This window comes from Pseudomonas sp. SB113 (assembly GCF_040754745.1).
Lineage (GTDB): Bacteria > Pseudomonadota > Gammaproteobacteria > Pseudomonadales > Pseudomonadaceae > Aquipseudomonas > Aquipseudomonas grimontii.
Genome location: NZ_JBFMHW010000022.1, coordinates 94,123 through 119,180 on the forward strand (window position 1 = coordinate 94,123; position 25,058 = coordinate 119,180).

Consider the following 25,058-nt stretch of genomic DNA (forward strand, 5'->3'; position numbering starts at 1 on the left):
GGCAGCGTTGGCGCGCTTGCCGGGGTTTTGTCTTTTTTTAGGCATGAAAAACTCCAGACCACCCGGCGTTAAGCTAGGCAGCAGTGTGAATACGCAGTGCAGTTCGGGGTTAGCAGTCGGTTAGTTGAATCGCACCGCTACCGCTTTCATTGAAGTGATGTTGCCCGCTTGGGCTAGCTGTACTGGTCATGCCGGACTTGGCGGTATTGAGTTCGAGGATGGCTGTCATGCGTCCACTGGCGGTCGCGCAAAAGGCCTCCTGACCAGGGCGACGTGCTGCGTTCAGGAGAACCGTCTCCAGGCTGCGCAAGTCGTCTAGAGGAAAACGGATCGAATGCCCGTCGACAGACAATGTGATTGTGGTCATGAGTGAATCTCCGAAAGTAATTGAGCCGAATGCGTCCCCCGCATCGCTTTTTTCTTTCGTGTTTGGCCACGCTCCTCCAGACGGTCAGCAATCCACTGATCGATCTCAGCCTCCAGCCAGGCCACGCTGTTGATGCCAATTGGAATAGGTTCCGGGAAGGTGCCGGACCGGATATCGGCATAGATTGAGGCTCTGCTCTTGCCTGTCTTCTGCTCCACGTCGCGACGACGCAGCAGGCGGTTTCCCAGATCCAAATGTTTCACAGGTTGGAATGGCTTTGGCATCGCTTTGCTCATGCTCGTTGCCCCCGTGCCTCAATACGCCCGTTTATCCAGGCTTGAACCTCGCTCAACACAAACGCCACAGGTGCGTTTCGGGCGCCGCTGTCGTTCAGCTTCACCGGCCGAGGAAACGTAGGATCGCGGTGGATCATTTTGTAGACAGTGGGCCGCGCTAGACCAGTAAGCATCTGTAGCTCAGGCATGCGTACCAGTGCGACGACCGTGCTATCTCTCCGATCTAGTTGTTTGCTCACGGCCGTACCTCGCTTTCGTTTTGGGAGTGGCTGAGGGTCGATGATTGTGTGTCGTGTGTAAGTAGGCCCAACTCTTTGAGTACACCGCGACGAATTGCGCTCGGGGCATATGGCAGTTGTATCTCTGGATTCGGTCGACTTGGCGGGCTTAGGCGATGCGTTATTTCGTCGATGCCGGTGAAAGTGGCGCCACAAACTGCGTTTTTGCATACAAGCAGGGTTTTGGACATAAGTGCGTGCTCGCTGTTGGAGCTGCGCTTGATCAACGCCGCACCGCAGTCAGGGCAGCGGCGTTTCGCTTGGACTTGTGGACGTATTTTAGGGATGGCGCTCACGGGCAACAGGCCTCCGAATCTGGATGGCCCAAGCATCATTGATCCCGCCCAAGACTTGAATCTCTGTAGATTGTAAGAGGCGCGCTCACAATCGCTCTCGCCTATGGCAGGTTGCGGGTTAACAGTTGAAGCGGCCATCAATCCACCCCTTTCCCGCAATGAAGATTGGCCTGCAGCCAGTCGGCGATATCGCTTTCCCTGTAGCGTACGAGGCGGCCTACCTTCACATAGGGGAGGGCGTGGCGGCCTCTACTGCGCCAGGCCGCTAGCGTACGAATGGAAACACTCAGGGCATGAGCTGCATGCTCTGGTGTCATAAGGTCAGCGCTATGCGCTGTGCTGCGGTATGGATGCATCTTCGTCTCCGTAGGACTCTCTGCGACTACGGGTGAAGATTGGCATCGAGGTTTTTACGATTGGGGATTTTCCGAATTCGTAATTCGTAAATCCGTTATTCGACCTCCCGAAGTGCTGCGCTCAATAACCTCTGAAAGCCTTCTCCCGTCGTTCCGTGTCCTGTGTGTCGAAGGTCACTGGCCACTTTTGTTAGGGCTCTCGCGATAGCGGATGCGTTAGGTTTTCCGCCGCGCATGAGGTTTTTGCGATTACTGGCTATGGTCTCTTTCGAGTCTAGATGGGCACCTATTTCAGCGATGACGTGTGCGGCGAATCCAAGAGCCCGTAGCGTGGGTAAGCTCCCTTTCTCATTTGCGGAATCCACCTGCTTAATCGCATCGGGATAGCTAAACCAATCAGCCGAACTTCTACTTCTGATATGGACCCCGTTTGTTCCGACTAGCCTGCTGGTTTCTATGTACAGGTTGTGCGGCGGGCGTTGCGGTGGCAGCGGTAAGCCCTCTTTGAACTCCTGTAGGTCTGCCAAGTGAATGAGCACTTGAAAACTCCCCGTAGTAATACAGGCGGGGCGTTCGTTTTCGTCAATGCGATAGCAACCGTTCAGCTCACCGTCACCCGTAGGCGTAAAAATTCCAATCGGTCGGGGAGACTGGTGTGCTTGGTTTTCGCTGAACAATTCGTAATGTGGTAGTGGAACTGGGCCGTCAACCACGTACGACAGCGAACATCGTTCTGTATCCAAGTGGAGCGGAGATTCTGGCAGTGGTGTTAATCCAGAAGTTCGCCAGTCGCTCTTTCCAGGTCTCAAGGTCAGAGCAAAGAGGCCAATCTCTGCATTGTCGGTTGGCCAATAATGAGCAGGTAGTCGAAAGGTAATTAGCGCCCTCTGGATGCTGGTCTCGGTGTAAGTCTGTCCCGTTTGATCGGATAACCAGCAAGCAGCTTCACCCAGTGTGAGCCATTCTTTGAGTAGATAGTCAGCCATCGATTATTTAGCTCGTTGCTTGGAGTTTTATTGAGACGACATTGCCCTTTTCGAGCGTGTCCAACTGGTCCGCATACCACTGCATCATTTGCCGGCGTTGCTCAAGGTAGATCGCTTTGTTGTAAACCCCTGAGACGCCGCCCTCGACGTGCGCTAGCTGGGCTTCTACGTGCTCACGCGGGAAGTTGTTTTCGCGCAGCATGGTCGAGGCGACATGCCGAAAGCCGTGAGCCGTCTGGCGCCCCTCGTAGCCCAATCGCCGCAACGCCATATTGAATGCCATATTGCTGCGTGGCTTTTTCCGGTCACTACGTCCCGGAAAGAGCAACGGGTAACGACCATTTAGCGTGTGTAGCTCTCGCAGCGCTTTAACTGCCTGCTTTGACAGCGGTACTAGGTGGTCGCGGCGCTTTTTCATGCGAGCAGCCGGAATGCTCCAAAGTGCGTTGTCCAAGTCAAACTCTGACCAGGGCGCCTCGCGTAGCTCACTCGGACGGACGCCAGTCAGCGTTAATAGGTGCAGGCCAAGGCGCAGATCTAAAGCATGGGGGTAGGTCCGAATGGCGCGTAGCAGCTCAGGAAGCTCTTTCGCTGTGACGTGGGCGTAGTTCTCGGCTGGCTTGGATTGCAGGAAACGACTAAGGCCTTCCAGCGGGTTGTGAATGGCTCTGCCTGTCACCCTCGCCAGATCGTAGATTTCCTTGCAGGAGCGGCGAACGCGGCTCATTTGCTCAAGGATGCCCTTTCGCTCAAGCGTTTGTAGAAAATCCATCCATTGCTTTGGGGTTATCTCTGCATATGGTCTTTTGCCGAACACAGGGAAGACGTGGAGTTGTAGAGCGCCGACCGTGCGTTTTGCTGTACTGGTTTCCCAGCCTGGAGTGCGAATTTCGATCCATTCGCGAGCGAGGATCTCGAACGTGTTTGTTGCTGCTTCGAGTTCGGCAGCCTTACGGGCCTTGCGTGCAGCAATGGGGTCGCCGCCGTTTGCGATCTCCTTGCGATACTCGGCTGCTTTTTTCCTGGCCAGTGCGCCACTGACTTCGGGATAGCCGCCCAGGCCAAGCCAGCTCCATTTGGCTGCTTGGTTTTTGTATCGAAGCTGCCAGGACTTCTGGCCATCTGGCTTCACGCGTAGATACAGGCCATTACCGTCGAGCTCGCGATATTCCCCGGTCTCGGGTTCGATGCTTGCCAGCGCGGTGTCACTGAGTGGTCTGCGTTTGATTTCTGACCGTTTCACGCCCGTGTATCCCCTCGGTTCTAGAGATGCCTGAGGATACACCGTGGGATACACAGAGCTACAGTATGAGGGGAGATAAAGGTAGACAAGCAGAAACAACAGAGCCCGCACAGGGCGGGCTTTGCGGGGCGTTTCGTAGTCATCAGGAGACAACCAGAAACATCATTTTGGTGCACCCGGCGGGATTCGAACCCACGACCCCTGCCTTCGGAGGGCAGTACTCTATCCAGCTGAGCTACGGATGCTTGTGCGGGCGACATCATACCCATGTCGACCTTGGGCGTCCATGCCGGTCTTTGGCCGTTCAAACGTAGGCATTTGCCGCGCAGAGGCCCTGCGCCGGGCGCCGTTGGTCAACACGGCGGAACGCGCTGATCAGAAAAGTCCGGCAAATGCGCCGTTTTCGTTCTTTTTTTCGAACAGACTATTGCCCTGTACCCCCATTGATCCTAGGATTCGTTTGAGATTTCAAACGCTCTGTCTCTCGTGTGCTATTCATTGATCGCGCGCGCGGGGGCTGATTTCCCTGACGGCAGCCCACAAGGCGCCTTTCAACAACTCTAATTCGCTCCGCGTGCGCGCGGTGCTGTTAAGGAAAGCCGACATGCAGCTCAAAGATTCCCAGTTGTTCCGCCAGCAGGCCTTTATCGATGGCGCTTGGGTGGATGCGGACAACGGATCGACCATCAAGGTCAACAACCCGGCCACGGGCGAGATTATCGGCACGGTGCCAAAGATGGGCGCCGCGGAAACCCGCCGTGCTATCGAAGCCGCCGACAAGGCGCTGCCGGCCTGGCGTGCGCTGACCGCCAAGGAGCGCGCCAACAAGCTGCGCCGTTGGTTTGAGCTGCTGATCGAAAACCAGGACGACCTCGGTCGCCTGATGACCCTGGAACAAGGCAAGCCATTGGCCGAAGCCAAGGGCGAAATCGTCTACGCCGCGTCCTTTATCGAGTGGTTCGCCGAAGAAGCCAAGCGCATCTATGGCGACGTGATCCCCGGCCACCAGCCCGACAAGCGCCTGATCGTGATCAAGCAGCCTATCGGCGTGACCGCCGCCATCACCCCGTGGAACTTCCCGGCCGCGATGATCACCCGTAAAGCTGGCCCGGCCCTGGCCGCCGGTTGCACCATGGTGATCAAGCCGGCTTCGCAAACGCCGTTCTCGGCCTTGGCCCTGGTTGAGCTGGCGCACCGTGCCGGTATCCCGAAAGGCGTGCTGAGCGTGGTCACCGGCAGCGCTGGCGACATCGGCGGCGAGCTGACCAGTAACCCGATCGTACGTAAATTGTCCTTCACCGGTTCGACCGAAATCGGTCGCCAGTTGATGGCCGAGTGCGCCAAGGACATCAAGAAAGTCTCCTTGGAGCTGGGCGGCAACGCGCCGTTTATCGTGTTCGACGACGCAGACCTGGATAAGGCCGTCGAAGGCGCGATCATCTCCAAGTACCGCAACAACGGCCAGACCTGCGTCTGCGCCAACCGCCTGTACATCCAGGATTCGGTGTACGACGCGTTCGCCGAAAAACTGAAAGTCGCGGTGGCCAAATTGAAGATCGGCAACGGTCTGGAAGAAGGCACCACCACCGGCCCGCTGATTGACGAAAAAGCCGTGGCCAAGGTTCAGGAACACATTGCCGACGCCCTGAGCAAAGGCGCCAAGCTGCTGGCCGGTGGCAAGGTCATGGAAGGCAACTTCTTTGAACCGACCATCCTGGTCGACGTGCCGAAAAACGCCGCCGTCGCCAAGGAAGAAACCTTCGGCCCGCTGGCGCCGCTGTTCCGCTTCAAAGACGAAGCCGAAGTGATCGCGATGTCCAACGACACCGAGTTTGGCCTGGCTTCCTACTTCTACGCCCGCGACCTGGGCCGTGTGTTCCGTGTGGCCGAAGCCCTGGAATACGGCATGGTCGGGGTCAATACCGGGTTGATCTCCAACGAAGTGGCGCCGTTCGGCGGTATCAAGGCCTCGGGCCTGGGCCGTGAAGGCTCCAAGTACGGGATCGAGGACTACCTGGAAATCAAATACCTCTGCCTGGGCATCTAAGCCCCGTAAGAGATTGCAGCAAACGCAAAGGGCACGAGAGCGCTGACCCTTTGCGTGTTTCACATCGTTATTCGTAGTGGCCGGGAAAGCTGTGGCAGTCGATCATCGCATGCTGCCGTAGTTGCCTCCCCGCCACGTATTCCTTGAGCAACGCCACCCGATGAGTGGCGAATGAGGACTTTATGAGCAAGACCAACGCTTCCCTGATGAAACGCCGCGAAGCCGCTGTACCGCGCGGTGTTGGCCAGATTCACCCGATCTTCGCCGAATCCGCGAAGAACGCCAGCGTGACCGACGTTGAAGGTCGCGAGTTCATCGATTTCGCCGGCGGTATCGCGGTGCTGAACACTGGCCACGTGCACCCGAAAATCATCGCCGCCGTGACCGAGCAGCTGAACAAGCTGACCCACACCTGCTTCCAGGTACTGGCCTACGAGCCGTACGTAGAAGTCTGCGAAAAAGTAAACGCCAAGGTTCCGGGCGATTTCGCCAAGAAAACCCTGTTGGTCACCACCGGTTCCGAAGCCGTTGAAAACGCTGTGAAAATCGCCCGTGCCGCGACTGGCCGTGCCGGCGTGATCGCCTTCACCGGCGCCTACCACGGCCGTACCATGATGACCTTGGGTCTCACCGGTAAAGTCGTGCCTTACTCGGCCGGCATGGGCCTGATGCCAGGCGGCGTGTTCCGCGCGCTGTACCCGAACGAACTGCACGGTGTCAGCGACGACGACTCCATCGCCAGCATCGAACGCATCTTCAAGAACGATGCCGAGCCGCGTGATATTGCCGCCATCATCATCGAGCCGGTACAAGGCGAGGGCGGTTTCTACGTCGCGCCGAAGTCTTTCATGAAGCGCCTGCGTGAGCTGTGCGACAAGCACGGCATCCTGCTGATCGCCGACGAAGTGCAAACCGGTGCCGGCCGTACCGGTACCTTCTTCGCCATGGAACAGATGGGCGTTGCCGCCGACCTGACCACCTTCGCCAAATCCATCGCTGGCGGTTTCCCGCTGGCCGGTGTGTGCGGCAAGGCCGAATACATGGACGCCATTGCTCCCGGTGGCCTGGGCGGCACCTACGCCGGTAGCCCGATCGCTTGCGCCGCTGCGCTGGCGGTGATGGAAGTGTTCGAAGAAGAGCACCTGTTGGACCGCTGCAAGGCTGTGGGCGAGCGCCTGGTGACCGGCCTCAAGGCGATCCAGGCCAAGTACCCGGTGATCGGCGACGTGCGTGCCCTGGGCGCGATGATCGCGGTCGAGCTGTTCGACGATGGCGATACCCACAAGCCAAACGCTGCGGCCGTTGCCTCTGTGGTGGCCAAGGCGCGTGACAAGGGCCTGATCCTGCTGTCCTGCGGCACCTACGGCAACGTATTGCGCGTACTGGTCCCGCTGACCGCACCGGACGAACAGTTGGACAAAGGCTTGGCGATCATCGAAGAGTGCTTCTCCGAGCTGTAAGCGGAAGCTGACATGATCGACAGAAAAACCCGCTCCGGCGGGTTTTTTTGTGCCCTTGCAGCACCTTCAGACCTCGTCGCAGTGGATGCCAGTACGCAAAACCTCCGTGGGAGGGGCATTCAGCCAGCGATGACGCGGTTCTTGCCCTGGCGCTTGGCCTCATACATTGCGGCATCGGCGCGGGCGAACAGGCTGTCCAGGGTTGAGTCTTCCTCGGTCAGGCTGGCCAGGCCCTGGCTGATGGTGACGCTGAACGCCTGGCCTTCGAAGCTGAAACTCAGCGCCTGGATCTCCTTGCCCAGGCGCTCGGCCACCTGCAACGCCATCTCAGGCGCGCAACCCGGCAGTACGGCGGCGAACTCTTCGCCGCCAATGCGCCCGAACAGGTCGCCTCGGCGCAGTACCCCGCGACCGCTCTCGGCGATACGCCGCAGCACCTGGTCGCCCTCCAGGTGGCCGTAGGTGTCGTTGACGTCCTTGAAGTCATCGATGTCCAGCAGCAGGAAGGCCAGCGGCGCGCCTTGGGCGCAGGCGCTGTCGAAGGCCTGGTTGGCGCATTCGAAGAAGTGTCGGCGGTTGCTGCTCTGGGTCAGCACGTCGGTGGTGGCGAGACGGTGCAGCTCCAGTTCCATCTGTTTTTTTTCAGTGATGTCCTCGGCCATGCCGACGACGATCACCGGCTCGCCGGGTTCGACCTGCTGGTTGATGTAGCATTTGTCGCTCAGCCAGCGGATCTGCCCGTCGGCGGTGATGATGCGGTACTCGCGGTCCTCCACGGCACCTTGCTCCAGCACGCGCGCCAGGCTGTGTTCGGCGTAGTCGAGGTCTTCGGGGTGGATGCTGTTGCGCCATTCGCGGTGGTCGGCCAGCAGCAGGCCGGCAGAGCGACCAAAAATCCGCTCGTATGCCGGGCTTACGTAAAGCACGCGGCGGGTCTGCCAATCGATGGCCCAGAGCACGGCATTCACACTGACCAGCAACGAGCTCAGTAATTGTTCGCGTTCGCTCAGCCGTTCGACTTCGCCCTGGGCATGGACCAGCGCCAGCAGGGTTGCTGCCGCAGCCGGACGCGGAGGGTCAGCGGTAGGGATGTCGCTGGTGAAGGGCTTTTCGAGAACCATCGGCACAACTCTCTCTGGGCGCGCCGCAAGATCGAGCAGCGGTCACTACAAGGGGCCACCATGATGGCGAAGTGTTCATTGAGAGAGGCGAATTGCAGTGAAGTTCCGTCAATAGGAGCGATTGACGGTGTCCGAGAAATGGCGCCAAAAAGCTGGTGGGCGGGAGGGAAGGCCCTCCCGCCATGTTGTCAGACGGATGCAGGACGCAGCGAATAGGTCTTCAATTGGTGGGCAAAATCCCGCAGGGACTGGATGCCGCTGGCCTCGGCCTCGTGTACCCACTCCTTGATGGCAGCGAGCATATCGTGGCCATTCGAGCTGGTCTTGAGCCAGATCTGCTGCAGCGCCAGGCGTTTTTCGTAGATCACTTTCAGCGCCTGGCTGTGTTCCAGCATGCTCTGGATACGCAGGTGGTGACGGTCATCCAGCAAGCTGGTTTCCCGCGACAGCAGGCGTTTGGCGCGGTGGAACTGGTGGCGCACCGAGTGATCGACTTTTTCCAGCTCCTGCTTGACCAGCGGTCCGATCACCAACTTGCGGTACTGGGCCATGATCTGGAAGCGGTTGTTGAGGATCGCCATGGCGGTGTCCATGTCCAGGTGTCCCTTGCCTTCCACGCGGTGGGCAATCGGTGCCACACGCTGGACCTTGGCCAGGCGCAGGTAACTGAACACTTTGATCCACGCCCAACCCAGGTCGAATTCCCACTTCTTCACCGACAGCTTGGCCGAGTTGGGGTAGGTGTGGTGGTTGTTGTGCAGCTCTTCGCCGCCGACGATGATGCCCCACGGCACCAGGTTGGTCGCCGCGTCACGGCATTCGAAATTGCGATAGCCCACCGCATGGCCCAGGCCGTTGATCACGCCGGCGGCCCAGAACGGGATCCACATCATCTGGATCGCCCAGATGGTGATGCCGATGGTGCCGAACAGCAGCAGGTCGATCACGCCCATGATCGCGACACCCAGCAGCGGGTAAGGGGTGTAGATCTTGCGCTCGATCCAGTCGTCCGGGCAGTTCTTGCCGTAGATGCGCAGGGTCTCGGGGTTTTCGGCCTCGGCGCGGTACAGCTCGGCGCCTTTGCGCAATACGGTGGACAGGCCCTTGATCACCGGGCTGTGCGGGTCGTCGACGGTTTCGCACTTGGCGTGGTGCTTGCGGTGGATGGCGGTCCACTCGCGGGTGTTCTGTGCCGTGGTCAGCCACAGCCAGAAGCGGAAGAAGTGTTTCAGGCCGGCATTGAGTTCCAGGGAGCGGTGGGCTGAATAGCGGTGCAGATAAACCGTGACCGCAACGATGGTCACGTGGGTCATCAACAGGGTGACTGCCACCAGTTGCCAGGCCGACAAGTCAAGAAAACCGTTGTACCACATAGGCTGTATGGCCCTCAGATAAAGAAAAGAACAGCTCACGCATTATCACTAAGCCTACAGAGAAAACCAGCGGCCCTTTCAGATAAGACTTACGAGATGTTACATATCCTATAATCCCCAGTCTTTGTAGGACGATTCTGCATTTCTAAGTAAGGATTACTGAACATATGCTGTTTTCATGCCGAGGCGCCCTGTATGCGGGGCTGGTATACCTGCTGGCTTCGAGTGCCTGGATCGGTCTCACTCATCGGGTATTGATCGAGTTTCTCGATAACCCGACCGACCTGCACCAGTGGTTACAGGTGCGCAGCTATGTGTGGATTGCGGTCAGTGCCTTGTTGATCTACCTGATCTGTGCCCGCTCTGCCCGGGTCCACCAGCAACAGCAACCCTTGAAAGAGAACCGCGAGCGCCTGCGCCAGGCTGCTGCCGTGTTCGATTGCACCCGCGAAGGGGTGTTGGTGACTGACGCCAAGGGCCTGATCGTGCATGTGAACCGGGCCTTCATGGAAATCACCGGCTACCAGCGCGAAGACGTCTTGGGCCGGCAGCCGAGCCTGTTCAAGTCCGGTCGCCATTCGTCGAATTTCTATCAACAGATGTTCCAGACCCTGGAACACAGCGGTGAATGGAGCGGTGAAATCTGGAACCGGCGCAAAAGCGGTGAAATTTATCCACAGTGGCAAACCATTCGTGTGATTCACGATGACCTGGGCCATATCAGCCATTACGTTGCAGTGTTTTCCGACATCAGCGCCATCAAGGATTCCGAGCACGAGTTGGCGCACCTGGCTCACCACGACCCGCTCACCGACCTGCCTAACCGCTTGCTGTTCACCGACCGCGCCGAACAGGCGCTGGCCTCGGCGCAACTGCACAAGCGCGGCTGCGGCCTGCTGTTGCTGGACCTGGACCACTTCAAGATCATCAACGACAGCCTTGGCCATAACGTTGGCGACCAGTTGCTCAAGCTGGTGGGCGAGCGGCTCAAGGCGTTGTTCGGCCCCGGCGTCACCCTGGCGCGCCTGGGCGGGGATGAGTTCGCGGTGCTCGCGGAAAATTGCTCACAGGTGGTGCAGGCGGCGGCTTTGGCGCAGCGCATGCTGGATGTGATGAAGCAGCCGTTCATCTTTGACGGCCATCAACTGTTTATCAGCGCCAGCATCGGCATCAGCCTGTTCCCCAATGACGCCCTGAGCGCCGAGCAGTTGCTGCGCAACGCCGATTCCGCGCTCTTCAAGGCCAAAAGCGTGGGCCGCGAAGGCTACGCGCTGTATACCGAAGAACTCACCGCCCACGCGCAGAACCGTGTGGAAATCGCCAGCGAACTACGCCGCGCCCTCGAACAGCAGGAACTGCGCGTCTACTACCAGCCGGTGCATGACTTGCACACCAGCCGCCTGATCGGCGTCGAAGCGCTGGTGCGCTGGCAACACCCCGAGCGTGGCCTGGTGCCGCCGGGTGATTTCATCCCCATCGCCGAACGTACCGGCTTGATTGCCGATATCGACGGGTGGGTGATGGACCAGGCCTGCCGGCAGATGTGCCAATGGCTGGCCGACGGCGTGCCGCTGAGCTTTATCGCAATCAATGTATCCAGCCGCCTGTTTGCCCGGCGCGAACTCTACGATCAAGTCGCGCAGGTGCTGCACGATACCGGCCTGGACCCCGCTTTCCTGGAGCTGGAAGTCACCGAAAGCGCAGTGATGGATGACCCTGAAGTGGCCCTGGAACAACTGCACCGCCTGCGCGAACTGGGCTTGCGCCTGGCTATCGATGACTTCGGCACCGGCTATTCCTCACTGCTGCGCCTCAAGCGCCTGCCGGTGCAGAAACTCAAGATCGACCAGGGCTTTGTCGCCGGGCTGCCGTGGGACGAAGACGATGCCGCCATCGTGCGCGTGGTGATCGCCCTGGCGAAGAGCATGAGCATGCAGGTGCATGCCGAGGGGATCGAGCAAGTGGAGCAGGCGCGGTTTTTGTTGGAGCAAGACTGCGATATGGGGCAGGGGTATTGGTTTGGGCGGCCAATGCCGGCAGACGAGATTGATTGGAACCGCGCCCCCACTCTCCAGCCTTGAAATGCATTCAAAATGTGGGAGGGGGCTTGCCCCCGATAGCCATAGGTATCTACACAACGTTGGCCCCACGCTGAACACCCAGCAGATAGGGCACCTGTGGCGAGCGGGCTTGTCCCGCGTTGGGCCGCGTAGCAGCCCCTGTAAGGAAGAATGCGGTGTATCAGACACTCTGTAGAGGCTGGTTTTGGGGCTGCTTCGCAGCCCAACGCGGGCGGTGCGACGATTCGACAAGCCCGCTCGCCACAGGGAGATTTGTCAGGGTCTGAAAAGTTGTGTAGATACCTATGCCCCGATAGCGGTGTATCAGGCAGAACATTGGTACCTGACAGACCGCCATCGGGGTAAGCCCCCTCCCACAGTTGGAACTTCGCAAGGCTTAATTTCAGCGCCCGAACACAAAACTCCCTCGCAACCCCGCGTCCTGCCAGAAAATTCTTTTTGGTTATATAAACATTCTTAAATAGTATTTTTAAGAATATCCGCGCTTATCTACTATCGCCCTACGCCGCAAGCAGTGCCGCCACTGCGAGGCACTATTCATTTCAGGAGCGAGACCATGAGCGCATCTCTACGTAGCGTCGACGGCCAGGACGAAGCAGCCATTTTGCGTGAGATCCAGAGCGCCTTGCGCGATCTGCGGTTTGGCGCGGTGGAAATCACTGTGCACAACGCTCAAGTGGTACAGATCGAACGCAAGGAAAAATTCCGTCTGCAGAACCCGGGTAACAAACCGAGCTGAGCAAGAACGGCGATAGACCCGCAACTATAAGAAAAAGCCAACACCCCAGAATTTCAGGAGCTTCTATGTCGTCGATTCGCCGTTATGCCCTGGCCGCCCTGGCCAGCGCCGTGTTTGCCGGTTCCGCCGTTGCCAAGGACTACGAGTTGCTCAACGTCTCGTACGACCCTACCCGTGAGCTGTACCAGGACTACAACGCTGAATTCACCCACTTCTGGAAACAGTCCCACCCCGGCGACAACGTCAAGATCCAGCAATCCCACGGTGGTTCGGGCAAGCAAGGCCGGGCGGTGATCGACGGCCTGCGTGCCGACGTGGTGACCCTGGCCCTGGCCGGTGACATCGACGAAATCGCCAAGCTGGGCAAGACCCTGCCGGAGAACTGGCAGACCCGCCTGCCGGACGCCAGCACCCCGTACACCTCCACCATCGTGTTCCTGGTGCGCAAGGGCAACCCTAAAGGCATCAAGGATTGGGGCGACCTGATCAAGAAAGACGTGTCGGTGATCACACCTAACCCGAAAACCTCCGGCGGTGCGCGCTGGAACTTCCTTGCCGCCTGGGCCTACGGCCTGAAATCCGGTGGCAGCGAAGCCAAGGCCCAGGAATACGTGAAAGAGCTGTTCAAGCACGTGCCGATCCTCGACACCGGCGCGCGCGGCTCGACCATCACCTTCGTCAACAATGGTCAGGGCGACGTGTTGCTGGCCTGGGAAAACGAAGCCTTCCTGGCCCTGAAAGAAGACGGCGGCGCCGACAAGTTCGACATCGTCGTGCCGTCCCTGTCGATCCTTGCGGAGCCGCCAGTGGCCGTGGTCGACAAGAACGCCGAGAAAAAGGGCAACACCGAGATCGCCACTGAATACCTCAAGCACCTGTACAGCCCGGCTGGCCAGGAGATTGCGGCGAAGAATTTCTACCGCCCACGCGATGCAAAAGTGGCCGAAAAATACGCCCAGCAGTTCCCGAAACTGGACCTGGTGACTATCGACAAAGACTTCGGCGGCTGGAAGACTGCCCAACCGAAATTCTTTAACGACGGCGGCGTGTTCGACCAGATCTACACGGCGCAGTAAGCCGAGAAATACACACCCACGGAGCCCGCATTCACCTGCGGGTTTTGTGTGTCAGTTCCGCTAACCAAGGACTCTTATGTCGCGTCGTATTTCCCCCGTCATACCCGGCTTCGGGCTGACGCTGGGCTACACCGTGGTGTACCTCAGCCTGATCGTACTCATCCCCCTCGCGGCGATGTTTGTACACGCCGCTCAACTCACCTGGGATCAGTTCTGGAACATCATCTCCGCACCCCGTGTGCTGGCGGCGTTGAAACTGAGCTTCAGCACCGCGCTGTACGCCGCCCTGATCAATGGCGTGATCGGCACGCTGCTGGCCTGGGTGCTGGTGCGCTACACCTTCCCTGGCCGCAAGATCATCGATGCGATGATCGACCTGCCGTTCGCGCTGCCCACCGCCGTGGCCGGTATTGCCCTGACTGCGCTGTACACGCCGAGCGGCCTGGTGGGCCAGTTCGCCGCCGACCTGGGCTTCAAGATCGCCTACAGCCCGTTGGGCATCACCCTGGCGCTGACCTTCGTGACCCTGCCGTTCGTGGTGCGCACGGTGCAGCCGGTACTCGCCGATATCCCCCGGGAAATCGAAGAAGCCGCCGCTTGCCTGGGCGCCAAGCCGTTGCAGGTGTTCCGCTACATCCTCGTCCCCGCGCTGCTGCCCGCCTGGCTGACCGGTTTCGCCCTGGCGTTTGCCCGTGGCGTCGGTGAGTACGGCTCGGTGATTTTCATCGCTGGCAACATGCCGATGAAAACCGAGATCCTGCCGCTGCTTATCATGGTCAAGCTCGACCAATACGACTACCGCGGCGCCACCTCCATTGGCGTGCTGATGTTGGTGGTTTCCTTTGTTTTGCTGCTGCTGATCAACTTGTTGCAGCGGCGCATCGAACGTCCATAAGGAGGCGCGGAACATGTCCCAATCGTCTATTTCCGCTGCATCCTCGGCCAACGCCGCCCGCCGTGGCAGCGCTGTTTCCCGGCGCATCCTGATCAGCCTGGGTTGGCTGGTGTTCTTCCTGTTCCTGTTGCTGCCGCTGTTTATCGTGGTGTCCCAGGGCTTGAAGAACGGCCTCGGTGCGTTTTTCACCGCGATCCTTGAACCGGACGCGTTGTCCGCGCTGAAACTCACGGTGATCGCCGTGCTGATCTCGGTGCCGCTCAACCTGGTGTTCGGCGTCAGCGCCGCCTGGTGCGTGAGCAAGTACTCGTTCCGTGGCAAGAGCATCCTGGTCACGCTGATCGACCTGCCGTTCTCGGTCTCCCCGGTCATCGCAGGCTTGGTCTACGTGCTGATGTTCGGTGCCCAGGGCCTGTTTGGCCCGTGGTTACAGGAGCATGACATCCAGATCGTGTTCGCCTTGCCCGGCATCGTGCTGGCGACCATCTTCGTCACCGTGCCGTTCGTCGCCCGTGAACTGATCCCGCTGATGCAGGAGCAGGGCACCCAGGAAGAAGAAGCCGCGCGCCTGCTGGGCGCCAATGGCTGGCAGATGTTCTGGCATGTCACCGTGCCGAACATCAAGTGGGGCCTGATCTACGGCGTGGTGCTGTGTACCGCGCGGGCCATGGGTGAGTTCGGCGCGGTGTCGGTGGTGTCCGGCCATATTCGCGGCGTGACCAACACTTTGCCGCTGCACGTCGAGATTCTCTACAACGAATACAACCACGTTGCCGCCTTTGCGGTGGCGAGTCTGCTGCTGATCCTGGCGCTCTTCATCCTGCTGCTCAAGCAGTGGAGCGAGAACCGTATTAATCGCCTGCGCGCCGCTGCGGCTGAGGAATAAGTCATGTCGATCGAAGTCCGTAATGTCAGCAAGAACTTCAACGCCTTCAAGGCCCTGAACAGCATCAATCTGGACATCCAGAGTGGCGAGCTGGTGGCGTTGCTTGGGCCCTCCGGCTGCGGCAAGACCACCTTGCTGCGCATCATCGCCGGCCTGGAAACCCCGGATGACGGCAGTATCGTGTTCCACGGTGAAGACGTCTCCGGCCACGACGTGCGCGATCGCAACGTCGGTTTTGTGTTCCAGCACTACGCGCTGTTTCGCCACATGACCGTGTTCGACAACGTCGCCTTCGGCCTGCGCATGAAGCCGAAAAAACAGCGCCCGAACGAAAGCCAGATTGCGGCCAAGGTCCACGAACTGCTGAACATGGTGCAGCTGGACTGGCTGGCCGACCGTTACCCGGAGCAACTCTCCGGTGGCCAGCGCCAGCGTATCGCCCTGGCCCGCGCCCTGGCGGTCGAACCGAAAGTGCTGCTGCTGGATGAACCCTTCGGTGCCCTCGACGCCAAGGTGCGTAAAGAGCTGCGCCGCTGGCTGGCACGCCTGCACGAAGACATCAACCTGACGTCGGTGTTCGTGACCCACGACCAGGAAGAGGCCATGGAAGTCGCCGACCGCATCGTGGTGATGAACAAGGGCGTGATCGAGCAGATCGGCTCACCGGGCGACGTCTACGAAAACCCGGCCAGCGATTTCGTCTATCACTTCCTCGGCGACTCCAACCGCCTGCACCTGGGTGAAGACCAGCACGTGCTGTTCCGCCCCCACGAAGTGTCGCTGTCGCGTCATGAACTCGAAGACCACCACGCGGCTGAAGTGCGTGATATTCGCCCGTTGGGCGCGACCACCCGGGTGACCTTGAAGGTCGAAGGCCAGACGGACCTGATCGAAGCCGAAGTGGTGAAAGACCACGACAGCCTGACCGGTTTGGCGCGGGGCGAGACCTTGTTCTTCAAGCCCAAGGTCTGGCAAAAAGCCTGAGCCCCAAACAAAAATCCCGATGTGAAACAGGTTCAATGTGGGAGGGGGCTTGCTCCCGATTGCAGTGGGTCAGCAGCAGATAAGCTGGCTGAAACACCGCTATCGGGAGCAAGCCCCCTCCCACATTCAGACCTGTCTCGGCTTCAGATCGCGGCGAACCACCGGTCCCGAGCGCTCCTCAATCTGTTGCTTGAGGCCCTGCCGCAACCCCAGCAAAAACGCCACCTCCGCCACCACAAACAACGGCCCCACAATCAACCCCGACACGTCATCCACAAATGCGGGCTTCTTGCCTTCGTAGTAATGCCCGACAAACTGAATCACCCAGCCCACCACAAACAGGCCGACGCCGCTGCTGAGCCACACCATCGTGCTCTGCGCCGCCAGCTCATGCCCGGCCCATACCGACAAGCCCATCAACACCATCATCAGCGCGCCCAGGGCCAATTCCAGGCGCAGGTAAAACCACGCCGAAAACAGCGCGACAATCACGGCGGGTGAAATCCACAGCCCGCCCACGGCCCATTCGGGGCGTGACAGCAGCACGGCCACGGCGACCACAATCAGCGGGATGCCGATGAAGTGGCTGGCGATATTGCGTGGGTCGCGGTGGTAGGCGGCGTATTGACTGAGATGGTCGACGAGGCTTTTCATTGTTGTTCCTCCTGTAGGATGTTTGATCATGCCCTGTCAGCCTGCGACTAACTGTCAGTTGGGCGACAATCTTCGGAGTTCTCATGGATGCGACGCAATGGCACTCCCGGTTGGCCGTCGGTCACTGGTTCAGTCACCTGCCCGTACCGTTCCAGCATAGTCTGCTGGCCCATGCGCGGCTGCGGCAGCTGACGGCGGGACAATACCTGTTCAAGCGCGGCGATCCGCCCTGTGGCTTGTATGCGGTACTCGACGGTACGTTGCGTGTCAGTGCGGTGAATGAGCACGGCAAGGAAGCGCTGTTGAGCCTGGTGGGGGCGCCCTATTGGTTCGGCGAGATCTGCCTGTTCGACGGCTTGCCGCGCACCCATGACGCCTGCGCCACGGGGCCGTGCACGCTGGTGCAGGTGCCGCAGCAGGCGCTGCTGAAGATCCTCGAGGAATCCCCTCGGTACTGGCGCGACCTGGCGTTGCTGATGAGCCAGAAGCTGCGCCTGAGTTTTATCGGCCTCGAGCAGCTCAGCCTGATGCCCGCTTCGGTTCGCCTGGCCCACCGGCTGTTGATGATCGTTGAGGGTTACGGCGACATGGAACTGTCAAAGCGCGTGCTGCAACTGCCCCAGGAAGACCTGGCGGCGATGTTGAGCCTGTCGCGCCAGACCACCAATGCCTTGCTCAAGGACCTGCAAGCCCAGGGCATCGTGCGCCTTGGCTACGGCGAGATCGAAATCCTCGACGCACAGCGGCTACGAGAGGCGGCGCACACCTGAGGGTGTTAGCCTGCAAACCTGATCAATCGAGGTGTGTTATGCGCGTGCTGTTAGTGGAACATGAATCCGAAGAGGCGCAGCGGATGGCCCAGGGCTTGAGCGAGGCCGGTTACACCGTGGAAGTCGCGGCCAACGGCATGGCGGCGCAGCGCTTTGTCGAAAGCGCCGAGTACGACCTGGTGGTGTTGGACGTGATGCTGCCGGGGCTGAATGCCTGGAAGCTGCAGCAGGCCATCCGGCAGAAGGGTGAGACGCCGGTGTTGTTCCTGACCACGCCGGGCGGGATTGAAGATCGCCTGCGTGGCTTGGAGCTGCATGAAGATGATTACCTGCTCAAGCCGTTTGAGGCCAAGGTGTTGGTGATGCGGGTGAAGAAACTGTTGCGGCGGGATCGGGGCCGCTGATTGATCCCGTAACTGTAGTGCCTGAAAGATTGCCATCGGGGGCAAGCCCCCTCCCACATTTGCAATGCGCTCCCCTGTGGGAGGGGGCTTGCCCCCGATGAGGCCTTCAGCCTCCCCACGCATCCACCTACCGCAACCCATCCCGAAACTGCCCCGGCGTCATCCCTGTCCAGCGCTTGAATGCGCGATTAAAGCTGCTGGTATCAGCAAACCCGAGCAGATGACTGATCTCCGCCAATGAGCACTGCGGATCCCGCAGGTGCAACAACGCCAGATTCTCCCGGCATTCATTGAGCAACGCATCAAACCGACACCCCTCATCCGCCAGATGCCGTTGCAAACTGCGCAAACTCAAGTGCAGCGCCTGGGCAATCCGCTCGGCACTCGGCTCGCCATCGGGCAGTTGCGCCTCGATGGCCGCGCGCACCTTGCGCTCCCAGGTCAGCGGTTGCAGTTGGGCGAGGGTGCGTTTGAGCACGGTTTCGTTGTGTTCGGCCAGTTCCGGGTTGGCGTCGTCCAGGTGGCTGTCGAAATCGCTGGCGGCGAATTCGAGGCGGTCTTCCTCGGCGCCAAAAAACACCGGTGCGCGGAACACCGTGTGCCACGGCTTGGGGTCGACGGGTTCCGGGCGCCGCAGGTAGACCGCCAACGGCGCATAGTCGCGGCCCAGGCGGTTGCGGCACGTGCGCACATAGATCGCGGCAAACGCATCGATGGCTTCCAGCGCCGGTGCCGGGCTGCCTGGCGGTTGCAGCAGGCGAAAGCGGTAGTGCTCGCCATCGCCGCTAAGCTCCAGTGTCAGGGCATCGCTGACCACCTGGTGATAACGCACGATGCGCTCGAATACCTCGCGCAGGCTGCCGCTCGCCACCAACGCATAACCCAGCGCATGAAAGGTGGTCGGGCTGACAAACCGCGACACCCGCAACCCAATCGCCGGATCGCCGCTGGCCTGCACCGCCAGTGCCCACAAGCGCGTGGTGGCCGACAGCGGGTAGCGCGCGTTGGGGTCGTCCATCTGCTGCGGGTCGAGCCCGGCCTGCGCGCACAGCGCGGCGCTGTCGAGGCCCAGGGCATCGAGCTGCTTGCGCAGGGCGCGGGTCCAGCTGGCGAGGGAAGTCGGTTCGGTCATGGCGATTGGCGCTTGCGGTCAACAGGTTGGCGTGTGGGGCTAGCGTCCTGCGGGAAGCCCTGGTGCAGGATGTAACCATCAATGAATAAGAGGATGGGAGCATGGACGGTACTTCTGCAAGTCCCCAGCAGATGAACGCGCAACAGCGTTCGGCGCATATCCGTGAGGTGGTGCTCGCCGAAGGCGTGCGCTTGCGTCGGCAGCACCCGTGGTTGCTGCATCAGGATGCCCTGGGCGCGGGCATCCTGGCCTTTGCCTTGCTGGGCATGATGGGCTCGGCGGCGCTCTATATCACCGGTCATATGGCTTGGTGGGCCTGCCTGCTGCTCAATGCGTTCCTGGCTTCACTGACCCACGAGCTGGAACACGACCTGATCCACAGCATGTACTTTCGCAAGCAGCGCGTGCCCCACAACCTGATGATGGGCCTGGTCTGGCTGGCGCGGCCGAGCACCATCAACCCATGGATCCGTCGGCATCTGCACCTCAATCACCACAAGGTCTCCGGCACCGAGACCGATATGGAAGAACGTGCGATCACCAACGGCGAGCCCTGGGGCTTGGCGCGGTTGCTGATGGTGGGCGATAACGTGATGTCGGCGTTTATCCGCATGCTGCGCGCCAAGACCTGGGGCCACAAACTCAAGATCCTCAAGCGCTCGCTGCTGGTCTACGCGCCCCTGGCGCTGCTGCATTGGGGCGCGTGGTACATCTTCCTCGGTTTCCATGCCGCCAACGGCATCGCCGGCCTGCTGGGCACGCCGATCGAGTGGTCTACCGGCACCTTGCAGATGATGCAGGTGATCGACATCGCCGCCGTGGTAATCATCGGCCCCAACGTGCTGCGCACCTTTTGCCTGCACTTTGTCAGCTCCAACATGCACTACTACGGCGATGTGGAACTGGGCAATGTGATCCAGCAAACCCAAGTGTTGAACCCGTGGTGGATGTGGCCGTTGCAGGCGTTCTGCTTCAACTTCGGCAGCACCCACGGGATTCACCATTTTGTGGTGAAGGAGCCGTTCTACATCCGCCAGATGACGGCCAAGGTGGCGCATAAGGTCATGGCCCAGATGGGCGTGCGGTTCAATGATTTCGGTACGTTTGCGCGGGCCAATCGGCTTGAGCGCGGGGAGCAGGCGCAGTCGCAGTCGCAAAGCCAGACTGCGCCGGTGTAACGGTTATTCTCCGGAAATCAGCAGACAGGTTTGTGCTTTACAGCCTTTGGCGTACGAAAGCGTTACAAATCGGATTGCCGCATCGCGCGTTTTAGTGGCAATCGTCAAAGGCTGGGTTTTGGAGTCTTCAACCTGCTGGCTCTGTCCTGGCAGGACGACGGTTATCCATTTTCCTTGAATAATATCCAAGGGTGTCTTGGTTTTATTCACCACCTCAATGAGTGGATGTTCAACCGGAGCCACGTTGGGCGCGGCCTGTACAGCGATTGGCAGCAAGGACAGGGCCATGCAGGCTATGAAATGGGGCGCTACAGTCATGCGTACTCTTCCTGAGTAATGGGGCTGAAAAGACATGGGTCGATACAACGAGCCCGCATCTAAGACGCCTTGCTCACTTGTCGCAATGCTGGGGTTGTAAGAGGTGATGTCGCCCTGTCCGAAGGCGATCTCTCTCTAGCAGGCGATAAAGGCCAGGGGCAGGTCGCGGATCTGTTCGCGCGCGGGCGGCTGGTAATGGCCGTCGCTGGTCAGTTCGTGCAGCAGTTCCTCACGCAGCTGGTGGAATTCGAAACTGCTGCGTTGGCGCGGGTGGGGCAGGGCAATCTCGACCACCTGCTTGATCCGCCCCGGCCGGGGCTCCATCACCACCACGCGGTCGGCGAGGAAGATCGCTTCCTCCACATCGTGGGTCACCAATACCGCGGTGATTTTGGCGCGGGCGCGGATCGCCAGGAGTTCGTCCTGCATCTGCTGGCGGGTCAGGGCGTCGAGGGCGCCAAACGGTTCGTCCAGCAGCAGGATGCGCGGGCTGGCCACCAGGCCACGGGCAATCGCCACCCGTTGCGCCATGCCGCCGGACAGCTGGTGCGGATAGGCACGGGTGAAGTCGGTGAGGCCGACCAGTTCGATAAAGTCAGCGATGCGCCGGGTTCGCTCGGCGTCGCTCAACGGCTCGTTGACCAGGCCCAGGCCGATGTTTTCCGCCACGGTCAGCCAGGGGAACAAACGGTGCTCCTGGAACACGATGCCGCGTTCGCCGCCGATGCCGCTGACCGCTTTGCCGTCGACGCGAATCTCGCCGCGAAACTGCGTATCCAGCCCCACCAGCAGGCGCAGCAGGGTGGATTTGCCGCAGCCGCTGGAACCGACAATCGCGACGAATTCGCCTTCGGCAATCTCCAGGTTGAATTCGTGGATGGCTTCCAGCTCGAAGCCGTCGACGTCAAAGGTCTTGCCCACATGGTTGAAGCTGACGATAGGTGCGTTCATGCGTGTCTCCAGCGGGTGGCGCGGATTTCGATGCGCTGGCCGATCAGGTTGAGGGCCGCGCCGGTGAGACCGACCAGGAGCATGCCGCTCATGATCAGGTCCATGCGCAGCAGTTGTTGGGCGCCGATCATCAGGCTGCCGATACCGCCGTTGGACGGCATGAAATATTCCGCACCGATGGTGCCCAGCCAGGCGTAGATCAGGCTCAGGCGCAGGCCGGCGAAAATGCCGGCTGCGGCGCCTGGCAGTACCAGGCGTCGTAACCGTTGGAACAGATTCAAACGCAGCACCTGCGCCGCTTCGTTGAGCTGCGGCGACAGATTCAGCACGCTGCGTTGGGTGGCGATAAGCAACGGGAAGAAGGCGGCGAGGGCGATAAACACCCACTTGGCCAATTCACCCAGGCCAAACCAGGCGGTGAGCAGCGGCACCCAGGCGAAAATCGCGATCTGGCGCAAGGCGGCCAGGGTCGGTCCGAGTACCCGCTCACTGCGCCGTGACAGTCCCAGCCACAGGCCCATGGCAAAGCCAAGGCCGCCACCGAGTATCAACCCGCCCAGGCTTCGCCCCAGGCTGGTGCCCAGTGCACCGCTGAGGTTGCCATCCACGACGCCGGCAACGGTGGTGTGCAGCACCACCCACGGGCTGACCAGAATGTTCGGGTTTACCCAGCCTTGTTGTGTCGCGACCTGCCACAGCGCCAGCAACAACAGGGGCAGCAACCACGGTTGCAGGCGCTGCCAGCCTTGATAGCGCGGCCCGCGACGAATCTGCGCCGTGGCCGGATGGGGCCAGTGCACCCATTTGCGGTCCAGCCAGCCAATGCCCCGGTCCATCACCACGCCGAATACGCCGATGACCACGATGCACACGAAGACGATATCGAGCATGAACAGCTGGCGCGCCCACACCATCAGGTAGCCGATGCCTTCGCTGGAGGCCAGCAACTCCACCGCCAGCAGCGAGGTCCAGCCGGCCGCCAGAGCCAGGCGCACACCGGCCATGAATGCCGGCAGCGCGGCGGGCAGGATCAGGCGACGGATCAACAGGTGCGTGGGCAGGCGCAACACGCGGGCGGCTTCACGCAAATGGGGTTGGGCGTCGCGCACGCCCACCAGGGTATGCAGGGTCACGGGCACCACGATCGCCTTCACCAGTACCACCAGTTTCAGGGTTTCACCAATGCCAAAGAACACCATGAACAGTGGAATCCAGGCCAGCGTCGGTACTTGCGACAGAGCGCTGAACGTCGGAAACACCAGGCGCTCGGCGCGCGCACTGAAACCCAGCAACGCGCCCAGCAGCGCTCCGGCGCCAATACCCGCCAGCAGGCCCCAGAACAGGCGTTGCAGGCTGATTGCCAGGTGGCTCCACAACTCACCGCCGGCCAGCTCCACCGCGCTGCTCCACACCAGGGACGGTGGCGGCAGGATCTGCTCGCTCATCCAGTGATTGCGGCTGGCCAGCCACCACAGCGCAAACAGCGTCACCGGCAGCAACCATGGCAGCAGGCGTTCACTGCGCAGCGGCCAGCGTGGCGCGGCGCCGGGGGCCGCGAGCGGGAGGCTCAAAAGTGAAATTCGGGCCATGGAGGACCTCCGTTGTCGCCGATGGCGTTATGTGTTTTTGATCTTATAAAAATGCAATCAAGATGATTGGGGGATAAGAAAAATCATTTAAAGCTTCTGCCCGGCACGCATCCAATGCATTCGAAGAATATTTTCGATGCTGTTTATGCATAGTCCTCTGGGCCCGGCGTTTTCACTTGCATAGATCTAAAAGCTATTAAATTGTGAATTTATAGTATTTAAAGTTTTTATCCGCCTGTGCCTACTTTCTGCTCCCCAGGCGACCCTCGCCCACAAGGAGCTGCGCTTATGAAACTGCCCTTCAAACGTCTGATCACCCTGGTCGCAGGCACCGCGCTGGCAGGCCTGGTGCAGGCTGCCGACCTCAAGGAAATCCGCATCGCCGTGCCCGACCTCAGCGCAGGCAGCCAGCACAGTGGTGGCGGCATAACGGACGTGCTGCGCGATCAGCAGATCTTCGAAAAAGCCTTTGCCGACCAAGGCATCAAGATCCAGTGGAATTACTTCAAGGGCGCCGGCCCGGTGATCAATGAAGCCTTCGCCAACGGGCAGGTGGACCTGGCATACCTGGGCGACCTGGCGGCGATCATCGGTCGCTCCAATGGCCTGGAGACACGCTTGCTCAGCGCCACCGCGCGGGACATCAAGCAGTATCTCGGCGTGGTGCCGGGCTCAGGCATCAAGACCTTGCAGGACCTCAAGGGCAAGCGCGTTGCGGTGTTCCGTGGTACCGCAAGCCAGCTGTCGTTCGACAGTGCCTTGGCCAGCCAGGGCTTGAGTGAGAAGGACCTCAAAGTCATCAGCCTGGACTACAACGCCGCCAATGCCGCGTTGGCTGCCAAGCAGATCGACGCCACCTGGGGCGGTTCGAACCTGACGGCGTTGCAAGCCAAGGGGCTGGCTGAAATTCCGCTGACCACCAAGGACCTCGGCGGCGCCGGCAGCATCCAGGCGGTGCTGGTGGGCAGCAAACAGTTTGTCGACCAGCACCCCGACGCCGTCGCCAAGTTGCTCAAGGCCCAGCAGCAGGCGGTGCAATGGTTGACCGATGACAACAACAAGCAGGCCTACATTGCGCTGGTGTCCGGGCTGGCCAGCTACCCGCCGGTGATCCTCACCAATGACTTGAAAGACCAGACCCTCAGCAAAATTTTCCCGTCGACCCTGGACCCGGTGTTCCTGGCTAAATTGCAGGGCGCGGTGGACCTGGCTTCCAAGGAGAAGCTGATTCGCAAGTCGTTCCAGGTGAGTGACTGGCTGGCGCCGAATCTGGCGGCGGCGGGACTTTGAGTCGGGTGGTGACTGGGCTATCGCCATCGGGGCATGGGTATCTACACAACTTGAGCGAGCCTTCTGCGTAGATACCGTCTTATCCAACCCCCATCAAGGCCCCCCTGTAGCAGCTGCCGAGCGCAAGCGAGACTGCGTCAGGCGCGCTGCCGATTCAAGCCCGAGTCGCGGCCAACGCAGCCTCGCCGGGGCTCGACAGCAAATACCAACCCCATCAAGGCCCACCCCCGTAGCAGCTGCCGAGCGCAAGCGAGGCTGCGTCAGGCGCGCTGCCGATTCAAGCTCGAG

The 25,058-nt window shown here is 60.3% G+C and carries 25 protein-coding genes and 1 tRNA gene; 12 read left to right on the forward strand and 14 right to left on the reverse strand.

Translation table 11 applies throughout. From position 1 onward, the window contains the following. Positions 1–109: 109 nt before the first annotated feature. The 7 genes from AB1462_RS24445 to AB1462_RS24475 all read right to left on the reverse strand — a co-directional run bounded on the left by AB1462_RS24445 (position 110) and on the right by AB1462_RS24475 (position 4,067). A complete protein-coding gene (locus tag AB1462_RS24445; RefSeq protein ID WP_169863858.1) occupies positions 110–367 on the reverse strand; it encodes a hypothetical protein in 258 nt (85 codons plus the stop codon). Beyond that, on the reverse strand, positions 364–663 hold the full coding sequence (locus AB1462_RS24450; protein ID WP_367248084.1) for a helix-turn-helix transcriptional regulator: 300 nt from the start codon (positions 661–663) through the stop codon (positions 364–366). The genes AB1462_RS24445 and AB1462_RS24450 overlap by 4 nt, the downstream gene beginning before the upstream one ends. After that, positions 660–851: an AlpA family transcriptional regulator gene (locus AB1462_RS24455; RefSeq protein WP_065933459.1), complete on the reverse strand. Its 192-nt coding sequence runs from the start codon at positions 849–851 to the stop codon at positions 660–662. The genes AB1462_RS24450 and AB1462_RS24455 overlap by 4 nt, the downstream gene beginning before the upstream one ends. A 47-nt stretch (positions 852–898) precedes the next feature. Beyond that, positions 899–1,375, reverse strand: a complete 477-nt coding sequence (locus AB1462_RS24460) for an ogr/Delta-like zinc finger family protein (protein WP_367248085.1) — start codon at positions 1,373–1,375, stop codon at positions 899–901. Continuing rightward, positions 1,375–1,593 carry a helix-turn-helix domain-containing protein gene (locus tag AB1462_RS24465; RefSeq protein ID WP_367248086.1) on the reverse strand — a complete coding sequence of 73 codons (219 nt, stop codon included), beginning with the start codon at positions 1,591–1,593 and terminating at the stop codon, positions 1,375–1,377. Before AB1462_RS24465 ends, AB1462_RS24460 begins: the two co-directional genes overlap by 1 nt. Before the next feature lie 993 nt (positions 1,594–2,586). Then, a complete protein-coding gene (locus AB1462_RS24470) occupies positions 2,587–3,822 on the reverse strand; it encodes a tyrosine-type recombinase/integrase (protein ID WP_169863850.1) in 1,236 nt (411 codons plus the stop codon). A gap of 168 nt (positions 3,823–3,990) precedes the next feature. After that, a tRNA-Arg gene (locus AB1462_RS24475) sits at positions 3,991–4,067 on the reverse strand. Positions 4,068–4,426: 359 nt separating this feature from the next. Here AB1462_RS24475 and gabD point away from each other — a divergent pair. Then, the gene (gene gabD, locus AB1462_RS24480) at positions 4,427–5,869 is read left to right on the forward strand and encodes an NADP-dependent succinate-semialdehyde dehydrogenase (RefSeq protein ID WP_065948543.1); all 1,443 of its coding nucleotides are present in this window, start codon (positions 4,427–4,429) and stop codon (positions 5,867–5,869) included. A gap of 182 nt (positions 5,870–6,051) precedes the next feature. Further along, entirely contained in the window at positions 6,052–7,329 is a 1,278-nt protein-coding gene (gabT, locus tag AB1462_RS24485) for a 4-aminobutyrate--2-oxoglutarate transaminase (RefSeq protein ID WP_090401153.1), read from the forward strand. A gap of 119 nt (positions 7,330–7,448) precedes the next feature. Here gabT and AB1462_RS24490 read toward each other — a convergent pair whose 3' ends face one another. Together AB1462_RS24490 and desA are read right to left on the reverse strand one after the other, a co-directional pair. After that, the gene (locus tag AB1462_RS24490) at positions 7,449–8,450 is read right to left on the reverse strand and encodes a sensor domain-containing diguanylate cyclase (RefSeq protein WP_090401152.1); all 1,002 of its coding nucleotides are present in this window, start codon (positions 8,448–8,450) and stop codon (positions 7,449–7,451) included. A gap of 188 nt (positions 8,451–8,638) precedes the next feature. Beyond that, on the reverse strand, positions 8,639–9,823 hold the full coding sequence (gene desA / locus AB1462_RS24495; protein ID WP_090401151.1) for a delta-9 fatty acid desaturase DesA: 1,185 nt from the start codon (positions 9,821–9,823) through the stop codon (positions 8,639–8,641). A 167-nt stretch (positions 9,824–9,990) separates the two neighbouring features. On the opposite strand from desA, the gene dibA reads away from it, so the two are divergent. The 6 genes from dibA to AB1462_RS24525 all read left to right on the forward strand — a co-directional run bounded on the left by dibA (position 9,991) and on the right by AB1462_RS24525 (position 16,484). Further along, positions 9,991–11,904, forward strand: a complete 1,914-nt coding sequence (dibA, locus tag AB1462_RS24500) for a phosphodiesterase DibA (RefSeq protein WP_367248087.1) — start codon at positions 9,991–9,993, stop codon at positions 11,902–11,904. A 556-nt stretch (positions 11,905–12,460) separates the two neighbouring features. Next, positions 12,461–12,643, forward strand: a complete 183-nt coding sequence (gene oscA, locus AB1462_RS24505) for a sulfur starvation response protein OscA (RefSeq protein ID WP_003170956.1) — start codon at positions 12,461–12,463, stop codon at positions 12,641–12,643. Positions 12,644–12,708: 65 nt separating this feature from the next. Further along, on the forward strand, positions 12,709–13,719 hold the full coding sequence (locus AB1462_RS24510) for a sulfate ABC transporter substrate-binding protein (protein ID WP_090401149.1): 1,011 nt from the start codon (positions 12,709–12,711) through the stop codon (positions 13,717–13,719). Positions 13,720–13,795: 76 nt separating this feature from the next. Further along, a complete protein-coding gene (cysT, locus tag AB1462_RS24515) occupies positions 13,796–14,614 on the forward strand; it encodes a sulfate ABC transporter permease subunit CysT (RefSeq protein WP_259194368.1) in 819 nt (272 codons plus the stop codon). 13 nt (positions 14,615–14,627) lie between these two features. Further along, positions 14,628–15,500: a sulfate ABC transporter permease subunit CysW gene (gene cysW, locus AB1462_RS24520; protein WP_090401148.1), complete on the forward strand. Its 873-nt coding sequence runs from the start codon at positions 14,628–14,630 to the stop codon at positions 15,498–15,500. Between the two features lie 3 nt (positions 15,501–15,503). Next, positions 15,504–16,484 carry a sulfate/molybdate ABC transporter ATP-binding protein gene (locus tag AB1462_RS24525; RefSeq protein WP_090401147.1) on the forward strand — a complete coding sequence of 327 codons (981 nt, stop codon included), beginning with the start codon at positions 15,504–15,506 and terminating at the stop codon, positions 16,482–16,484. Between the two features lie 126 nt (positions 16,485–16,610). Here AB1462_RS24525 and AB1462_RS24530 read toward each other — a convergent pair whose 3' ends face one another. After that, entirely contained in the window at positions 16,611–17,138 is a 528-nt protein-coding gene (locus AB1462_RS24530) for a DUF962 domain-containing protein (RefSeq protein ID WP_367248088.1), read from the reverse strand. A gap of 83 nt (positions 17,139–17,221) precedes the next feature. Here AB1462_RS24530 and AB1462_RS24535 point away from each other — a divergent pair, with 83 nt between their 5' ends. Continuing rightward, positions 17,222–17,908, forward strand: a complete 687-nt coding sequence (locus AB1462_RS24535) for a Crp/Fnr family transcriptional regulator (RefSeq protein WP_090401145.1) — start codon at positions 17,222–17,224, stop codon at positions 17,906–17,908. 38 nt (positions 17,909–17,946) lie between these two features. Further along, complete coding sequence (locus AB1462_RS24540) at positions 17,947–18,312, forward strand: response regulator (protein WP_090401144.1); 366 nt, start codon at positions 17,947–17,949, stop codon at positions 18,310–18,312. Between the two features lie 127 nt (positions 18,313–18,439). Here the strand turns inward: AB1462_RS24540 and AB1462_RS24545 are convergent, their stop codons facing one another. Then, positions 18,440–19,444 carry an AraC family transcriptional regulator gene (locus AB1462_RS24545; protein WP_367248089.1) on the reverse strand — a complete coding sequence of 335 codons (1,005 nt, stop codon included), beginning with the start codon at positions 19,442–19,444 and terminating at the stop codon, positions 18,440–18,442. Positions 19,445–19,545: 101 nt separating this feature from the next. On the opposite strand from AB1462_RS24545, the gene AB1462_RS24550 reads away from it, so the two are divergent. After that, positions 19,546–20,622: a fatty acid desaturase gene (locus AB1462_RS24550; RefSeq protein ID WP_367248090.1), complete on the forward strand. Its 1,077-nt coding sequence runs from the start codon at positions 19,546–19,548 to the stop codon at positions 20,620–20,622. A 3-nt stretch (positions 20,623–20,625) separates the two neighbouring features. Here the strand turns inward: AB1462_RS24550 and AB1462_RS24555 are convergent, their stop codons facing one another. The 3 genes from AB1462_RS24555 to AB1462_RS24565 form a co-directional block, all read right to left on the reverse strand. Beyond that, positions 20,626–20,940, reverse strand: a complete 315-nt coding sequence (locus AB1462_RS24555) for a hypothetical protein (protein ID WP_090401141.1) — start codon at positions 20,938–20,940, stop codon at positions 20,626–20,628. A 135-nt stretch (positions 20,941–21,075) separates the two neighbouring features. After that, complete coding sequence (locus AB1462_RS24560) at positions 21,076–21,891, reverse strand: ABC transporter ATP-binding protein (RefSeq protein ID WP_367248091.1); 816 nt, start codon at positions 21,889–21,891, stop codon at positions 21,076–21,078. Further along, positions 21,888–23,480 carry an ABC transporter permease gene (locus AB1462_RS24565; RefSeq protein ID WP_367248092.1) on the reverse strand — a complete coding sequence of 531 codons (1,593 nt, stop codon included), beginning with the start codon at positions 23,478–23,480 and terminating at the stop codon, positions 21,888–21,890. The genes AB1462_RS24560 and AB1462_RS24565 overlap by 4 nt, the downstream gene beginning before the upstream one ends. 288 nt (positions 23,481–23,768) lie before the next feature. Here AB1462_RS24565 and AB1462_RS24570 point away from each other — a divergent pair, with 288 nt between their 5' ends. Next, positions 23,769–24,770, forward strand: coding sequence for an ABC transporter substrate-binding protein (locus AB1462_RS24570; RefSeq protein WP_367248093.1), 1,002 nt, complete (start codon positions 23,769–23,771; stop codon positions 24,768–24,770). The last annotated feature ends 288 nt before the right edge of the window (positions 24,771–25,058 follow it).

Excerpts from the sequence above, each read along its gene's own strand:
- AB1462_RS24445 (WP_169863858.1), bottom strand. The coding sequence starts at position 367 with ATGACCACAATCACATTGTCTGTCGACGGGCATTCGATCCGTTTTCCT.
- AB1462_RS24450 (WP_367248084.1), bottom strand. The coding sequence starts at position 663 with ATGAGCAAAGCGATGCCAAAGCCATTCCAACCTGTGAAACATTTGGAT.
- AB1462_RS24455 (WP_065933459.1), bottom strand. The coding sequence starts at position 851 with ATGCCTGAGCTACAGATGCTTACTGGTCTAGCGCGGCCCACTGTCTAC.
- AB1462_RS24460 (WP_367248085.1), bottom strand. The coding sequence starts at position 1,375 with ATGGCCGCTTCAACTGTTAACCCGCAACCTGCCATAGGCGAGAGCGAT.
- AB1462_RS24465 (WP_367248086.1), bottom strand. The coding sequence starts at position 1,593 with ATGCATCCATACCGCAGCACAGCGCATAGCGCTGACCTTATGACACCA.
- gabD (WP_065948543.1), top strand. The coding sequence starts at position 4,427 with ATGCAGCTCAAAGATTCCCAGTTGTTCCGCCAGCAGGCCTTTATCGAT.
- gabT (WP_090401153.1), top strand. The coding sequence starts at position 6,052 with ATGAGCAAGACCAACGCTTCCCTGATGAAACGCCGCGAAGCCGCTGTA.
- AB1462_RS24490 (WP_090401152.1), bottom strand. The coding sequence starts at position 8,450 with ATGGTTCTCGAAAAGCCCTTCACCAGCGACATCCCTACCGCTGACCCT.
- desA (WP_090401151.1), bottom strand. The coding sequence starts at position 9,823 with ATGTGGTACAACGGTTTTCTTGACTTGTCGGCCTGGCAACTGGTGGCA.
- dibA (WP_367248087.1), top strand. The coding sequence starts at position 9,991 with ATGCTGTTTTCATGCCGAGGCGCCCTGTATGCGGGGCTGGTATACCTG.
- oscA (WP_003170956.1), top strand. The coding sequence starts at position 12,461 with ATGAGCGCATCTCTACGTAGCGTCGACGGCCAGGACGAAGCAGCCATT.
- AB1462_RS24510 (WP_090401149.1), top strand. The coding sequence starts at position 12,709 with ATGTCGTCGATTCGCCGTTATGCCCTGGCCGCCCTGGCCAGCGCCGTG.
- cysT (WP_259194368.1), top strand. The coding sequence starts at position 13,796 with ATGTCGCGTCGTATTTCCCCCGTCATACCCGGCTTCGGGCTGACGCTG.
- cysW (WP_090401148.1), top strand. The coding sequence starts at position 14,628 with ATGTCCCAATCGTCTATTTCCGCTGCATCCTCGGCCAACGCCGCCCGC.
- AB1462_RS24525 (WP_090401147.1), top strand. The coding sequence starts at position 15,504 with ATGTCGATCGAAGTCCGTAATGTCAGCAAGAACTTCAACGCCTTCAAG.
- AB1462_RS24530 (WP_367248088.1), bottom strand. The coding sequence starts at position 17,138 with ATGAAAAGCCTCGTCGACCATCTCAGTCAATACGCCGCCTACCACCGC.
- AB1462_RS24535 (WP_090401145.1), top strand. The coding sequence starts at position 17,222 with ATGGATGCGACGCAATGGCACTCCCGGTTGGCCGTCGGTCACTGGTTC.
- AB1462_RS24540 (WP_090401144.1), top strand. The coding sequence starts at position 17,947 with ATGCGCGTGCTGTTAGTGGAACATGAATCCGAAGAGGCGCAGCGGATG.
- AB1462_RS24545 (WP_367248089.1), bottom strand. The coding sequence starts at position 19,444 with ATGACCGAACCGACTTCCCTCGCCAGCTGGACCCGCGCCCTGCGCAAG.
- AB1462_RS24550 (WP_367248090.1), top strand. The coding sequence starts at position 19,546 with ATGGACGGTACTTCTGCAAGTCCCCAGCAGATGAACGCGCAACAGCGT.
- AB1462_RS24555 (WP_090401141.1), bottom strand. The coding sequence starts at position 20,940 with ATGACTGTAGCGCCCCATTTCATAGCCTGCATGGCCCTGTCCTTGCTG.
- AB1462_RS24560 (WP_367248091.1), bottom strand. The coding sequence starts at position 21,891 with ATGAACGCACCTATCGTCAGCTTCAACCATGTGGGCAAGACCTTTGAC.
- AB1462_RS24565 (WP_367248092.1), bottom strand. The coding sequence starts at position 23,480 with ATGGCCCGAATTTCACTTTTGAGCCTCCCGCTCGCGGCCCCCGGCGCC.
- AB1462_RS24570 (WP_367248093.1), top strand. The coding sequence starts at position 23,769 with ATGAAACTGCCCTTCAAACGTCTGATCACCCTGGTCGCAGGCACCGCG.